The 13,882-nt window shown below is 58.1% G+C and carries 17 protein-coding genes, 1 tRNA gene and 1 pseudogene; 12 read left to right on the top strand and 7 right to left on the bottom strand.

All coding sequences use genetic code 11. The features are described from left to right. Positions 1-24: 24 nt before the first annotated feature. Positions 25-1,458 carry a M48 family metalloprotease gene (locus CFII64_RS03610; protein WP_020289406.1) on the bottom strand — a complete coding sequence of 478 codons (1,434 nt, stop codon included), beginning with the start codon at positions 1,456-1,458 and terminating at the stop codon, positions 25-27. Positions 1,459-1,606: 148 nt separating this feature from the next. On the opposite strand from CFII64_RS03610, the gene CFII64_RS03605 reads away from it, so the two are divergent. After that, entirely contained in the window at positions 1,607-1,858 is a 252-nt protein-coding gene (locus tag CFII64_RS03605; protein ID WP_020289405.1) for a sulfurtransferase TusA family protein, read from the top strand. Between the two features lie 35 nt (positions 1,859-1,893). After that, the gene (locus CFII64_RS03600; RefSeq protein WP_020289404.1) at positions 1,894-2,964 is read left to right on the top strand and encodes an AI-2E family transporter; all 1,071 of its coding nucleotides are present in this window, start codon (positions 1,894-1,896) and stop codon (positions 2,962-2,964) included. 60 nt (positions 2,965-3,024) lie between these two features. On the opposite strand, the gene CFII64_RS03595 is transcribed toward CFII64_RS03600, so the two are convergent. Continuing rightward, positions 3,025-3,498, bottom strand: a complete 474-nt coding sequence (locus CFII64_RS03595) for a peroxiredoxin (RefSeq protein ID WP_020289403.1) — start codon at positions 3,496-3,498, stop codon at positions 3,025-3,027. Between the two features lie 9 nt (positions 3,499-3,507). Next, on the bottom strand, positions 3,508-4,071 hold the full coding sequence (locus tag CFII64_RS03590; protein ID WP_020289402.1) for a glycine cleavage system protein R: 564 nt from the start codon (positions 4,069-4,071) through the stop codon (positions 3,508-3,510). 324 nt (positions 4,072-4,395) lie between these two features. Here CFII64_RS03590 and dapA point away from each other — a divergent pair, with 324 nt between their 5' ends. The 5 genes from dapA (at position 4,396) to CFII64_RS03565 (ending at position 8,085) form a co-directional block, all read left to right on the top strand. After that, the gene (gene dapA, locus CFII64_RS03585; RefSeq protein ID WP_020289401.1) at positions 4,396-5,274 is read left to right on the top strand and encodes a 4-hydroxy-tetrahydrodipicolinate synthase; all 879 of its coding nucleotides are present in this window, start codon (positions 4,396-4,398) and stop codon (positions 5,272-5,274) included. Positions 5,275-5,291: 17 nt separating this feature from the next. After that, entirely contained in the window at positions 5,292-6,407 is a 1,116-nt protein-coding gene (gene bamC / locus CFII64_RS03580; protein WP_020289400.1) for an outer membrane protein assembly factor BamC, read from the top strand. Continuing rightward, positions 6,408-7,166 (top strand): MBL fold metallo-hydrolase, encoded by a 759-nt coding sequence (locus CFII64_RS03575; protein WP_020289399.1) that lies wholly within the window; start codon positions 6,408-6,410, stop codon positions 7,164-7,166. A 28-nt stretch (positions 7,167-7,194) separates the two neighbouring features. Next, complete coding sequence (purC, locus tag CFII64_RS03570; protein WP_020289398.1) at positions 7,195-7,905, top strand: phosphoribosylaminoimidazolesuccinocarboxamide synthase; 711 nt, start codon at positions 7,195-7,197, stop codon at positions 7,903-7,905. Between the two features lie 90 nt (positions 7,906-7,995). Further along, a tRNA-Ser gene (locus CFII64_RS03565) sits at positions 7,996-8,085 on the top strand. Positions 8,086-8,153: 68 nt separating this feature from the next. Here the strand turns inward: CFII64_RS03565 and CFII64_RS03560 are convergent. After that, a complete protein-coding gene (locus CFII64_RS03560) occupies positions 8,154-8,399 on the bottom strand; it encodes a helix-turn-helix domain-containing protein (RefSeq protein WP_020289397.1) in 246 nt (81 codons plus the stop codon). 121 nt (positions 8,400-8,520) lie between these two features. Here CFII64_RS03560 and CFII64_RS30195 point away from each other — a divergent pair, with 121 nt between their 5' ends. From CFII64_RS30195 to CFII64_RS03545, 3 genes are all read left to right on the top strand, one after another. Continuing rightward, positions 8,521-8,859, top strand: coding sequence for a hypothetical protein (locus CFII64_RS30195; protein ID WP_020289396.1), 339 nt, complete (start codon positions 8,521-8,523; stop codon positions 8,857-8,859). A 24-nt stretch (positions 8,860-8,883) separates the two neighbouring features. Beyond that, entirely contained in the window at positions 8,884-9,303 is a 420-nt protein-coding gene (locus CFII64_RS03550; protein WP_020289395.1) for a DUF86 domain-containing protein, read from the top strand. 205 nt (positions 9,304-9,508) lie between these two features. Next, the gene (locus tag CFII64_RS03545) at positions 9,509-9,694 is read left to right on the top strand and encodes a hypothetical protein (RefSeq protein ID WP_020289394.1); all 186 of its coding nucleotides are present in this window, start codon (positions 9,509-9,511) and stop codon (positions 9,692-9,694) included. Positions 9,695-9,722: 28 nt separating this feature from the next. Here CFII64_RS03545 and CFII64_RS03540 read toward each other — a convergent pair whose 3' ends face one another. The 3 genes from CFII64_RS03540 to CFII64_RS03530 are packed head-to-tail and all read right to left on the bottom strand — an operon-like array spanning position 9,723 to position 11,027. Then, entirely contained in the window at positions 9,723-10,373 is a 651-nt protein-coding gene (locus CFII64_RS03540; protein ID WP_020289393.1) for an HAD-IA family hydrolase, read from the bottom strand. Positions 10,374-10,410: 37 nt separating this feature from the next. After that, positions 10,411-10,692, bottom strand: coding sequence for an addiction module antidote protein (locus CFII64_RS03535; RefSeq protein ID WP_020289392.1), 282 nt, complete (start codon positions 10,690-10,692; stop codon positions 10,411-10,413). 2 nt (positions 10,693-10,694) lie between these two features. Next, positions 10,695-11,027: a type II toxin-antitoxin system RelE/ParE family toxin gene (locus tag CFII64_RS03530; protein ID WP_020289391.1), complete on the bottom strand. Its 333-nt coding sequence runs from the start codon at positions 11,025-11,027 to the stop codon at positions 10,695-10,697. A 332-nt stretch (positions 11,028-11,359) separates the two neighbouring features. Between CFII64_RS03530 and CFII64_RS03525 the strand changes: the two genes are divergently transcribed. Together CFII64_RS03525 and CFII64_RS03520 are read left to right on the top strand one after the other, a co-directional pair. Then, positions 11,360-13,048 (top strand): NAD-dependent malic enzyme, encoded by a 1,689-nt coding sequence (locus tag CFII64_RS03525; RefSeq protein ID WP_020289390.1) that lies wholly within the window; start codon positions 11,360-11,362, stop codon positions 13,046-13,048. A gap of 252 nt (positions 13,049-13,300) precedes the next feature. Further along, positions 13,301-13,852, top strand: a pseudogene (locus CFII64_RS03520) (methylated-DNA--[protein]-cysteine S-methyltransferase); the annotation flags it as partial. Positions 13,853-13,882: the final 30 nt, after the last annotated feature.

Genomic DNA, 13,882 nt, shown 5'->3' with positions numbered 1-13,882 from the left:
AAGTTGGCTCCTACCGGACCGGCCTTAATTCATCAAGTCCTTGACCATCCGCTCCTGATCCAGCAACTCCTTCTGGCGGGCATCGATGCGTGAAGCCAGCTGGAAGTTGTTGTTGGAGCGGCGCTTGGCGAAGTCCAGTTGCTGGATCGCCTGACGGAAATCACCCACCAGCGCGAAGTATTCGGCACGAGCCTGATGCAGACCGACGGTATTGCCATTCAGGCCACGGGTTTCGGCCACCAGGTACCAGATGTCCGGATCATCAGGGCGATTTTTCAGCAGGCCGTTGAGCGACTTTTCAGCTTCGGCATTGCGATTCAGCTTGAGTAAAACGTCGACCCGCACCTGATTCAGCGGGTAGTTGTCCGGAAACATGCCGAGCATTCGATCAACCCGCTGCTGCGCGTCAGCCAGGCGGTTGTTGGTGATGTCCAGATCGATCTGCGTCAGGTTGTAAGTGATGTCGTTCGGCGCCTTGTCGATCAGCGGCTTGAGGGTTTCGCGAGCCTCATTGAGCTGTCCGGCCTTGATTTGCGCGAGCGCCAGACCGTAACGGGCCGGATCGGATTTTGGATTTTCAGTGAGCTGGGCGCGGAAGCGTTTCGCGGCGATGCCCGGCGTTTCTTCATAGATGAGCGCGACTCGCGCCCGCATCAGCTGATAGCGCAGGCTGTCTTCCTTGCCGCCCGGTTTCGACTGCTCGGCGCGGTTGCGGGTGTCGGCGATGCGCGATTCGGTAACCGGGTGAGTCAGGAGGAATTCCGGCGGCTTGGCGTCAAAGCGGTACTGACGGGCCAGCCGCTCGAACATGGTCGGCATGTTGCGCGGGTCATACCCGGCTTTTTCCAGGTTGAGAATGCCGATGCGGTCAGCTTCCTGCTCGTTCTGGCGGGAAAAGCGTCGTTGCTCTTGAATGGCCGCGGCCTGGGAGCCGGCGATGGCGGCGATGCCTGCGTCGCCAGCACCTGCGGCGGCCATGACGATACCGGCGAGCATGGCGGCCATTACCGGCACCTGCATGCGTTGCTGGGCTTCCACGCCGCGCGCGAAGTGGCGTTGCGACAAGTGAGCCAGTTCGTGAGCAAGCACCGAGGCATATTCGCCTTCAGTCTGGGCATTGAGGAACAGCCCGCCGTTGACCCCGACGATCCCGCCTGGAGCAGCGAAGGCGTTGAGTTCCGGGCTGTTGATCAGGATGAACTCAAGGCGTCGATCCTGAACCTGGCTGGTTTCGGCCAGTTTATAGACCGATGTCTCGACGAAGTCCTTGAGTTGCGGGTCCGACAGCTGGGCTACCTGGCTGCGCAACAGGCCGAGCCAGGCGCGTCCCAGTTGGTGCTCCTGTTCGGGAGAAACGATGGAAGAACTGGCGTCGCCCAGAGAGGGCAGGTCGTCGGCATGGCTCGGTACAGCGAGCAGGCAGGCCAGCGTCAGCAGGGTGGGTCGCAGAAAATTCATCCATGGAGCTCTGAGTTGGAGACCCCGTACTGTAGCTGGCTCAATGGCTTGCTGACCAGAGTGCGGTATTCTTTGTGTCCTGTCTGAAAGGTCCGACCGGTTATTTGTCGCTGCTTTGCAATTTGATGTGCCTGCCTGGAGAGAAACGATGTCTGACGCTGTAACGCGCCCGCAAACCTGCGACGCCCAAGTGGATGCAACCGGGCTCAACTGCCCGTTGCCGCTACTCAAGGCCAAGCTTGAGCTGAACCGCCTGACCAGTGGCGCTGTGCTTAAAGTGATTGCCACCGATGCCGGTTCCCAACGTGACTTCCGTACCTTCGCCAAGCTGGCGGGGCATACGCTGGTGCATGAAGAAGCCGAAGACGGCGTTTATCAGTATTGGCTGCGCAAGGCTTAGCTGCGGCCGCTTTCCATTTCCCAAAAGGATTTTTGATGTTCAAGGTGCTTCGCGACTGGGTGCAACGCTACTTCTCGGATGAAGAGGCGGTGGTGCTCGCAGTATTGCTGTTTCTGGCGTTCACGATCGTTCTGACGCTGGGCGGCATGTTGGCTCCGGTGCTGGCCGGGATGGTGCTGGCGTTTCTGATGCAGGGCCTGGTGAATCTGCTGGAGCGACTGCGCGTGCCCGAGGGCGGCGCGGTGGCGCTGGTGTTCACCTTGTTCATGGGCGCGCTGCTGGTGTTTCTGCTGGTGCTGGTGCCGTTGCTCTGGCACCAACTGATCACGTTGTTCAACGAGTTGCCAGGCATGCTCGCCAAGTGGCAGTCGTTGCTGTTGCTGCTACCTGAGCGCTATCCGCATCTGGTCTCGGACGAGCAGGTGCTGCGCGCCATCGAGGCTGCACGGGGCGAAATCGGCAAGTTTGGCCAATGGGCGCTGACGTTCTCGCTGTCGAGCCTGCCACTGCTGGTCAATATCATGATTTATCTGGTGCTGGTGCCGATCCTGGTGTTCTTTTTCCTCAAGGATCGGGAAGTCATCGGTCGTTGGGCGCGTGGCTATCTGCCTCGCGAGCGCGCACTGATCACCCGGGTCGCCGAGGAAATGAACCGGCAGATCGCCAATTACATTCGCGGCAAGGTCATCGAGATTGTCGTCTGCGGCGGGGTGACCTACATCGCGTTCGTGGCGCTGGGGCTCAATTACGCAGCCTTGCTGGCGATGCTGGTGGGTGTGTCGGTGGTGGTGCCTTACATCGGCGCGGTGGTGGTTACCGTGCCAGTGGCGTTGATCGCCTTGTTCCAGTGGGGCTGGAGTGACCAGTTCATCTATCTGATGGCGGTCTACGGGGTGATTCAGGCGCTGGACGGCAATGTTCTGGTGCCGCTGCTGTTTTCAGAAGCGGTCAATCTGCATCCGGTGGCGATCATCTGTGCGGTGTTGCTGTTTGGCGGGCTGCTGGGCTTCTGGGGCGTGTTCTTCGCGATTCCCCTCGCTACCCTGTTCAAGGCCGTGCTCGACGCCTGGCCGCGCAATGAGCCCACTGTGGCGCCCTTGCTGTAGCAAGACGCAACACGATTCGCTGCGGGCCTGTTGCAGGCGCGCAGCGAAACCTGTTGCTGATCAGGCGTTATTCAGCGCCTGAGCCTTCTCAAGCACCGCAGCCACATGGCCGGGCACCTTCACGCCGCGCCATTCGTGACGCAGCACGCCATCCTTGTCGATGAGAAAGGTGCTGCGATCGACGCCCAGGTATTCTTTGCCGTACAGCTTCTTCAGCTTGATCACATCAAACAGCTGGCAAAGGGCTTCGTCCTTGTCCGAAATCAGTTCGAACGGGAACGATTGCTTGGCCTTGAAGTTCTCGTGAGTCTTCAGGCTGTCCCGGGAGACGCCGAAGATGACCGTGTTGGCCGCCTCGAAGGGCGCGACATGATCGCGGAAGTCCTGGCCCTGGGTGGTGCAACCCGGCGTGTTGTCCTTGGGGTAGAAATAAACAACGACCTGCCGGCCCTTGAGCGCGGACAAGCTGACCGCTTGCCCGCTGGTGGCCTGGGCCTGAAAGTCGGCGACGGGTTGATCTACTGCTACGGCCATGAAACTTCCTTACATTGGGGCTTGTGGGCGCCACGGTTCGATCAGCGCATCGAGGTTCAACGCATCGGCGAAATCAAGGAATTGATCGCGCAGCCAGCTGATCTGAATGCCCGCAGGCAGGGTCACCGTAAACGTCGCATTGAGCATGGTGCCGCCCGTTTGCGGCGCCAGATAGGTGTCGCAGATCAGGTTTTCCAGCTCGACGTTGTGGTCCATGAAAAACTGGCACAGCTCATTGATGATGTCCGGACGATACGCAGAACTGACGTAAGCGACATAAGGCAGCGCCTCAGGACGGCTTTCGAGCGTGGCGCTGCGCACGACACTGGTCGTGAAGGCGTGCTTCTTCGACAGGCCGGGCAGGCCGGTCTCCATGCGAGCCAAGGCATCCCAGCTACCGGAAATCTGCAGCACCAGCGCACTGTATTCGCCGTGACGGGTCAGACGTGAGCTGACCACCGAGCAACGGTTTTCATGACTGGCGCGGCACAGAACGTTGGTCAGCTCCATGGGGTTTGCGCCAAGGGCACTGATGACAAGGAATTGTTCGCGAACTGTGGGGGTGGACGACATGCAGCATTCCTAGACGATGAGCGGTCGGTACATTTTTGGCTTGCCGGCCCCTTTCATTGATCGACAGCGCCGGACATCCACCATAACCCCGGCGGGGTGCGTCTGCATAATGAAGACGTTGCAGGCCGCAACAGCGCTGGAGCAGGGGTTCTGACGATAAAATCGAGCAAAAGAGCGAGGCGAGCAGGTGACCAGTACCGATCAAAGAACGAAGGGTAGCGAAAACCATCGCTCAGGGGAATGCTCACAGTACGGTACTTCGCTTGTGCAAGGCTGATAGCGCCAGTACCATTACCGCTCTCTTTTTCCGGCAGGAGCGGTTGCATGATTGCGGGCAGTATGGTGGCACTGGTCACACCCATGGATGCACAGGGACGTCTGGACTGGGACAGCCTGAGCAAACTGGTGGACTTCCACCTGCAAGAGGGCACCAACGCCATTGTTGCCGTTGGCACCACAGGTGAGTCGGCCACGCTCGATGTAAATGAACACATCGAAGTGATCCGTCGCGTGGTTGCCCAGGTTGCAGGGCGTATTCCTGTCATTGCTGGCACAGGCGCCAATTCGACGCGCGAAGCGATCGAACTGACGACCAATGCCAAGAACGCCGGCGCTGATGCCTGCCTTCTGGTGACCCCTTACTACAACAAGCCGACTCAGGAAGGCCTGTATCAGCATTTCCGGACGATCGCCGAAGCCGTCGATATTCCGCAGATCCTGTACAACGTGCCTGGCCGAACGGCTTGCGACATGCTGGCCGAGACGGTTATTCGTCTGTCCACCGTGCCGAACATCATCGCCATCAAGGAAGCCACCGGCGACCTGCAACGCGCCAAGGACATCCTGGCTGGCGTGAGCAGCGACTTCCTGGTGTATTCCGGCGATGACGCGACTGCGGTCGAGCTGATGCTGCTGGGTGGCAAGGGCAATATTTCCGTGACGGCCAACGTGGCGCCACGGGCCATGAGCGACCTGTGTGCCGCAGCGATGCGTGGCGATGCCGTCACGGCTCGTGCGATTCATGAAAAACTCATGCCGCTCAACAAGACCCTGTTTATCGAATCCAACCCTATCCCCGTGAAATGGGCCTTGCATGAAATGGGTTTGATGCCGGACGGTATCCGTCTGCCGCTCACCTGGCTCAGCCAAGCCTGTCACGAACCGCTGCGTCAGGCCCTGCGCCAGTCCGGCGTCCTGGTTTAATGAGGAAGCACTACGCAATGAAGCGATTGGCCGGACTGTCCGCACTAGCCTTGATTATCTCCAGCACCAGTGGCTGCGGTTGGATATGGGGTGAAGATGGTTACTTCCGCGATCGCGGCAGTGATTACCTGCAAGCCACCCAGACAGCACCGATGACGCTGCCTGCCGGCGTCACCGAGAAACGTCTGGACCCGCTGCTGCCGATTCCGCGCAACGTCACTGATGACGCGCAGAAAACCGGCGAATACGTGGTTCCTCGTCCGCAGCCGCTCTCGGTTGGCGCCGACGCCAGCGACTTCAGCCTGCAAAAAAGCGGTGACGCTCGCTGGGTGCTTGCCCAACGTGCGCCTGCCGAAGTCTGGCCAGTGGCGCATCAGTATTTCGAAGATAACGGCTTCCGTATTGCCGAAGACCGTCCGCAGACCGGCGAATTCAGCACCACCTGGCAGCGTCTGGACGAGCTTTCCGCATCCGTCGCCAAGCGTCTGAGTGCCACCGGCACGGCTGCTGATGCAGAAACCCGCGTGCGGGTTCGTATCGAGCCGGGTGTGCAGCGCAACACCAGTGAAATCTACGTCGTGAGCATCCAGCGTCCCGCTGGCAGCACCGCAGAAGTCGATTTCCCGGCACGCACCACCAATCTGGGCCTCGATTCGGCGCTGACCGATGACATGCTTGCGTCCCTGAGCCGCAGCGCAGAGCAAGGCGGTTCGGTATCGCTGGTCGCAGCACGCGACTACGACACTCCAAGCCGTGTCGCCCTGACGGAAGACGGCAGCGGCAACCCGGTTCTGAACGTAGGTTCGGATCTGGATCGCGCGTGGTCCAGCGTCGGTCGTGCCTTGAATCAAGGTGAATGGCGCGTTGAAGACATCAACCGCAGCCTGGGTCTGTACTACATCAACCTTGCCGAGAAAGCCAAGACACCTGAAAACGAGCCCGGCTTCTTCGGTCGAGTTTTCGGCAGCAAGGAAAGCAAGGAAGAGATCGATGCCCGCGCCGAGCGCTATCAGGTTCGCCTGAGCAAAGTGGGTGACAGCGTGCAGGTAACCGTCGAGAAGAACATCAACACCGTCGCGCCGGCAGACATTGCCCGTCGTGTACTGGGTGTCATTCAAGACAACCTGGGTTAAGTGCGTTTCGCAGTATTAGGCAGCGGTAGCCGAGGGAACGGCACGCTGGTCGCCAGCAATGACACGTATGTGCTGGTCGATTGTGGTTTCTCCTTGCGGGAAACCGAGCGGCGTCTGGCTCGACTCGGAATCAGTGCCCATCAGTTGAGCGCGATTCTGGTGACCCACGAACATGCCGATCATGTGCATGGCGTGGGTTTGCTGTCTCGGCGCTACAATCTGCCGGTCTACCTGAGCAGCGGCACCTCGCGCGGGATGCGCAAACCGGTTGAGGTTGCGGGCTTTCTCGTGGGTGGTCAGGCTTTGCAGGTGGGGAGCTTGAATATCGATGTGGTGTCCGTGGCCCACGATGCGCTGGAACCGACGCAGTTCGTCTTCAATGACGGCCAGCGTCGGTTCGGTTTGTTGACTGATCTTGGCTCGTACTGCCCGTCGGTGCTGCAAAGCTATCACGGGCTGGACGCGCTGATGATCGAGGCGAACCACTGCCGGGACATGCTTGCCCGAGGTCACTATCCGTACTTCCTGAAGCAGCGGGTGGGTGGCGACGAAGGACATTTGAACAACCATCAGGCCGCAAACCTGGTGAATGAACTGGGATGGCAGGACCTGCAACATCTGGTTCTGGCCCATCTGAGCAGCAAGAACAATCTGCCGCATCTGGCCCGGCAATGTTTCGTCGACACCCTCGGGTGCGATCCGGACTGGCTACAATTGGCCGATCAAGATTCAGGGCTCGACTGGCGACATATCGCCTAGCCCAACTACTTAGCAAGCGGAGCCCATCATGGAAAAACGTGAAGAACTCTACCGCGGCAAAGCCAAGTCGGTGTACACCACCGACGACGCTGACCGCTTGATCCTGCTGTTTCGCAACGACACTTCGGCGTTCGACGGCAAGCGCATCGAACAGCTGGACCGTAAAGGCATGGTGAACAACAAGTTCAACGCCTTCATCATGCAGAAGCTTGAAGAAGCGGGCGTTCCGACCCAGTTCGACAAGCTGCTGGGCGACAACGAATGCCTGGTCAAGAAACTCGACATGATCCCGGTCGAATGCGTCGTGCGTAACTACGCCGCCGGCAGCCTGGTCAAGCGTCTGGGTATCGAAGAGGGCACCAAGCTCAATCCGTACACCTTCGAGCTGTTCCTGAAGAACGACGCCATGGGCGACCCGTTCATCAACGAATCCCACGTCGTGGCTTTCGGCTGGGGCACCGCCGAGCAACTGGTTCGCATGAAAGAACTGTCGCTCAAGGTCAACGAAGTGCTCAACAAGCTGTTCGACGACGCTGGCCTGCTGCTGGTGGACTTCAAGCTCGAATTCGGCGTATTCCACGGCGAGATCGTCCTGGGCGATGAATTCAGCCCTGACGGCTGCCGCCTGTGGGACAAGGAAACCCGCAAAAAGATGGATAAGGACCGCTTCCGCCAGGGCCTCGGTGACGTTATCGAAGCCTACGAAGAAGTCGCCAACCGTCTGGGCGTTCCGCTTTAACCCGAAAAAACGTGCAAGCGCTTGATAGCACAAAATAAATTAGCAAAAAGGTTCGCCTTCTGCGTTTGAGCTGTTATGATGCGCGCCGTTGGAGAGATGCCAGAGTGGCCGAATGGGACGGATTCGAAATCCGTTGTACTGGCGACAGTACCTAGGGTTCAAATCCCTATCTCTCCGCCATACAAATGAAAGCCCCAGAAGTTTTGCTTCTGGGGCTTTTTTGCGTGCACGGGATAACTGGCTGGCCACTATCGCTCGGCCTGCATCCCCTCCAGCCGGATCAGCAACTCATGCGGATCCGCATCCAGGCCTCGACACAGGTCAATAAACTCAATCACATCCAGCCGTCGTTCCGCATTTTCGGTTTTCGAAACGAAGGACTGCGGTCGCCCCAATTTCGTGGCTAGTTCTTTCTGAGTCAGGCCTGCTTTGGCCCGCGCCTCCAGAAGAAGGGTCAGGAGGGATTGATAGCGGGTGTTGTGGATGGTTTTCACTTAGGGAAGCCGTTCAATGATCCGGCCACCTGAATAAACCTGAATTGGGATTATCCCAAAATGGGTTTCTGTTTTATCATGGCTGCACCACGGAAGCATTTACTCTTGTCAGGAGTCGCCCATGAGAAACAAACATTCGCTACGTTCCCAACAAAAATACGCAAAATCGGTCTTCTTCCGTCGCTGCTCTCGATGCCAGCAGGCACAGCGCGATTTCCCCGCTCGGGCTACTAAGCCCACTCAGCTGCAAATCGTCAGCTCCATGTACGCCTACCTCATGACCAGCTGGGAAGAGCTACCCGACGAGAACAAGCGCGCTTTGGGTTTCGACTTCGTTGTGGGCAGTGAAGGGGAAGAGAAAGCGCTTAACCATCTGGCGCGGCTTTTTATGGATTATGCGGATTTGTCATTTAGTCGAGCATTGATGGCTCGGCGTAGGCGGTTGGGGATTGATGAGTGACCGAGGGATCAGGAGGCGGATTTCATGGATGATGGGTTGCTGACGATCAAAGCCGAAATTATTGAGCACTGCGTCGAGCGTGCACGCCATGAGTATCAGAGAGACCCAGCTTCCTTTGCTGTGGATATGTCTCGTCAGGATGCTGCGACTTTCAATATTGTGCGGGCATGTAATGCAGCCTTAGTTATGGGACAGCATCTGATTCGTCGCGAGCGTTTGGGCGTTCCGCAAAGCGATCATGATGTTTTTGTGCTGCTTTGTCGCGGTGGATGGATTGATACGCCTCTGGTGGCAAGGCTTCAGGGGGCAGTCGATTTCAGAACGACAGCTGTTCACGACTTTCAGATGCTGAAAGTGGCCGATATCGTTATGGCCATCGGTTGTCAGCTGGATGCTTGTTTGACCTTTGGGCTGATCGCGCTGGAGAAGGATGGTCTGCATTGATGCTGGGTTGAACGGCGCAGCCATTTTTTGCCAGGAGTGCATTGGTGCCGTTTTTGTGTGCGAATTTATTTGTGAAGCGCTTCGGCCTGATGTTTGATCGGTGGCAAACATAGCGCTTCGCGAACAAGTTCGCTCCAGGTGCTTTATTCGCTGCCCGCCGGCGTTGTGTAGGGATTTTTCATGAAAACCGAGAACTGAAATCACCATGTCCCCCGACGAACTGGAAAGGATGCGCATGGAGATAGCCAAGCTCACTGCTGAAAACACCAGGCTGAAAACCGAAGCTCGAAAGATGACCCGTGAGATCTTCTGGTACCCCGTGCCAATCGCCAGCGGCATGATTGCTGCGACGGTCGCCGTAACCACACTGGTCATCAAATTACTTAACTGAGCGCCCGGTAATCCACAGCTTTCCCGTTTCAGCCCCGCATCAATCCTAGACCCTGCGCGTTAACCACTGCCTTGAGCCCTTCATAACTGACCAGCGTCGCATGTGCCGTCGTAATCGCATGCTCGTGCGTCGCGGTAATCACCATCACACTGGCGCCTGCCGCTTCCGCTGCAGCTATTCCGGCTGGCGCGTCTTCGAAGACCAGACAATCCTTGATATCTACGCCCAGCCGTTTGGCGGCGAGGAGGAAGCAATCTGGCGCGGGTTTGCCTTGGCTGACGTCTTCGGCGGTGATCAGATTGACGGGCAATTCCAGGCCAGCGGCTTTCAAGCGAGCTTCAGCCAGCGCGCGCGGGGCGGAGGTGACGATGGCCCAGCGTTCCGGTGGGAGCGAGGCGAGCAGGCGGGCTGCTCCTTCGATGGAGACAACACCTTCGACATCCTCGATCTCTGCCCGGGATATGCCTTCAGCCTCAAGAACCGGGTCGAGCCCCGGCAGGTTCAGGCGACGGATAGTGTCGACGCTGCGTACGCCATGAATAGTCGGCAAGAATGCCGCGACGTCCAGATCGTGCCGCTGCGCCCAAATCGTCCAGACCCGCTCGGCGGCGATGATCGAGTTGAGGAGAGTGCCGTCCATGTCGAACAGGAAAGCTGAAAAGCGTTTTTGGTCGAGCATGTACTACCTCAAGGTGATAGTGGTTGTGCGGGGACGTCTAAGGCCGTTGAGCGACCAATTTGATTCCCAACGCGTTGAGCACTTTTAACACTGTGTCATAGCGGGGTTTGGCACCTGGAGCCAAAGCTTTGTACAAGCTCTCCCGACCCAGGCCAGTTTCGCGCGCCAATCGGCTCATACCATGCGCTTTAGCCGCCTCGGTCAAGGCCCGCAGGAATACATCGGGGTTTTCATCCTCAAGCGCCGCAGTCAGAAACTCGTGAATGGTTTCTTCATCATTCAGGTAGCTAGACGCCTGGAATGGGGTCAGTTGGCTCATTGCTATAGCTCTCGCTCGATTGTGTTCAAAATCTGCCTGGCGTGTTTTATATCCCGCCATTGCGAGGATTTGTCCCCGCCGCACAGCAGCAGATAAACCGTTGCGTCCCGCCGCGAGTAATACACTCGATAGCCCGGCCCGGTATGGATCCTCATCTCACTGACGCGATCACCGACCATCTGCGTATCACCAAAATTCCCCATTTCGGCAGCAACCAGTCGCGCCGCGATCCTCGCTTTGGCTTTAGGGTCCTTCAGATTGCTCATCCATGAGTTGAACTCTGCTGTGACAAGGAGTGAATATCGGGTCTGAGAAGTGTATTCCTTCGGATACATAATCGACAATGTCTTCTGGTCTGAAAGGTCCTGATCATTTCAGCCTCAAACAGCGAGCCTCGCCAATTTCGCGTATTTGCAAATTAATTCAGGGCTGCTGCTGGCGCTCGTGATGCGCTCGGCGAAGATACTTCGCATTTCTTTTGCCATCCTTTAGCCATGTAGTAGCGGCGAAATGTCGCAACACGATTTGGCGCGAGTAAGATATGCACCTTGATTTCACTGCCCCGATTTTTCGTGGTTGGTCCTGATGCGCTCTTGAAGAGATTCCAGCGGCCAGCCGCGATGGTACGAACCGAACACGAGTAGACGAGAAAAGGCGATAACTGAAAATGACCAAGACTTCGCGACCTTTATATATTTCCTATGCTGGCCCTTCGCTGCTGGAAATGCCCCTGCTGAACAAGGGCAGTGCTTTCACCCCGCAAGAGCGGGTCGAATTCAATCTGATCGGGCTGTTGCCGCAGAACGTCGAGACCATTGAAGAACAAGTCGCACGGGTCTTCAGCCAGTACAACCAGTGCGCAAGCGATCTGGACAAGCACATCTACCTGCGTTCGATCCAGGACAACAACGAAACGTTGTTCTTCCGCCTGCTGGATTCGCACCTGGATGAAATGCTGCCGATCATCTACACGCCGACAGTTGGCCAGGCGTGTCAGGAATTTTCGAAGATTTACCGCACGCACCGGGGTCTGTTCATTTCCTACCCGGAACGCGACCGTATCGACGACATCCTGCGCAGCGCCACCAAAGACCGCATCAAGATCATCGTGGTCACCGACAGCGAGCGCATTCTGGGTCTGGGCGACCAGGGTATTGGCGGCATGGGCATTCCAATCGGCAAATTGTCCCTGTACACCGCATGCGGCGGGATCAGCCCGGCGTACACCTTGCCGATCGTGCTGGATGTCGGCACCAATAATCAGGAACTGCTCGACGACCCGATGTACATGGGTTGGCGCCACAAGCGGGTGACGGGCAAGGAATACGAAGACTTCGTTGCGCTGTTCATCGAAGCGGTGCAGCGTCGTTGGCCGGACGTGTTGCTGCAGTTCGAAGACTTCGCCCAGACCAACGCCATGCCGCTGCTGGAAAAGTACCGCGACGAGCTGTGCTGCTTCAACGACGACATCCAGGGCACCGCATCGGTTGCCGTGGGTACGCTGCTTGCCGCCTGCAAAGCCAAGAATGAAACCCTGGGCCAGCAACGCGTGGTGTTCCTCGGTGCCGGCTCTGCCGGTTGCGGGATTGCCGAGCACATCATTGCGGCGATGGTGATCGAAGGCTTGAGCGAAGCCGAGGCGCGCAAACGCGTGATGATGGTCGACCGTTTCGGCTTGTTGACCGACAGCATGGATAACCTGCTGGACTTCCAGAAGAACCTGGCCCAAAAGGCGGGCGACATCGCTGGCTGGGCAAGTGGCGACGGCTATCCGGAACTGCTGGACGTGGTCAGCAATGGCAAACCGACCGTGTTGATCGGTGTATCCGGCCAGCGTGGCCTGTTCACCGAGCAAGTCATTCGCGAAATGCACAAGCACTGCGCCAAGCCTCTGGTCATGCCGCTGTCCAATCCGACGTCGAAAGTGGAAGTCACCCCGCAGGAAGTCCTGACCTGGACCAACGGCGATGCATTGGTTGCAACCGGTAGTCCGTTTGCTCCGGTGACCGTAGGCGATCGCACGTTCCATATCGCACAGTGCAACAACTCCTACATCTTTCCCGGCATTGGCCTCGGTGTCATTGCCTGCAAAGCCACGCGGATCACCGACAAGATGCTGATGGCGGCGTCCAACGCGCTGGCTGAATGCTCGCCGATGGTCACTGGCAAGGGCGATGCGGTATTGCCGCCGCTCAAAGAGATTCAGGAAGTCAGCCGCAAGATCGCCCTGGCGGTGGCCAAGCAGGCCCAGGCCGATGGCGTGGCGCTGGAGACCACTGAAGAGATGTTGGTCGAGGCGATTCAGCGTAACTTCTGGATGCCGAACTATCGGTCGTACCGTCGCAGCGCTGTTTAACGCTCGACGCAGGACCTGAGGCCGCCGCAAGGATACTTGCGGCGGCCTTTTTTATGTGGCCTGTCTCCCGTTCCCACCAAGGCAACGCTGGAGCGCGGCCTGCAAGCGGCATAAACTCAGCCCATGAACCTACCCATCGAACCCGCGCCGTTGTCCTACGCCGATAAGCTCAAAGCCATGCTGGATGGCGACACGCGCTATGACGGCGAGCTTTTCAGTTCGGCGCCAACGAGTGGCCGCAAGATTGCTGCCCAGGCCAAACCCCGCGAACCGTTGCACTTCATGCGCCTGTCCACGCCGCTGGGGACCATGCTTGCCATGGCAGAACAACGCGGGCTGGTGATGCTGGAGTTTATTGACCGGCCGATCCTGATGCGCGAACTCGAAGAGTTGCGTGCTCGATTCGGCTACGCCATGACGCCGGGGAATAACCCGCATCTGCAGCAGATCGAGGACGAGCTGGCGCGTTATTTCGCTGGCACCTTGACCCGTTTCGAGGTCGCGCTGCATACGCCAGGCAGTGTTTTCCAGAATCAGGTCTGGAGCGCATTGCGCCAGGTGCCGTACGGCACGACCTGCACTTACGGCCAGATCGCGGTTCTATTGGGCAAACCGGGCGCCAGTCGTGCGGTAGGGTTGGCGAATGGCAGTAATCGCATGTCTATCGTCCTGCCTTGTCATCGGGTGATCGGTGCCGATGGTTCGCTGACTGGTTATGGCGGCGGTAAACCGCGCAAGGAGTTCCTCCTGCGTCTGGAACGTGTGGCAATCCAGATGGCGGATCAACAACAACTGGCGTTCTAAGCGGGCTTGTTGCGCTAAGGTTTTGAGTTT

The organism is Pseudomonas sp. CFII64 (genome assembly GCF_000416235.1).
Taxonomy (GTDB): Bacteria; Pseudomonadota; Gammaproteobacteria; order Pseudomonadales; family Pseudomonadaceae; genus Aquipseudomonas.
Note: the sequence above shows the minus strand (reverse complement) of the source record. Positions and strands in the feature narration are given on the sequence as shown.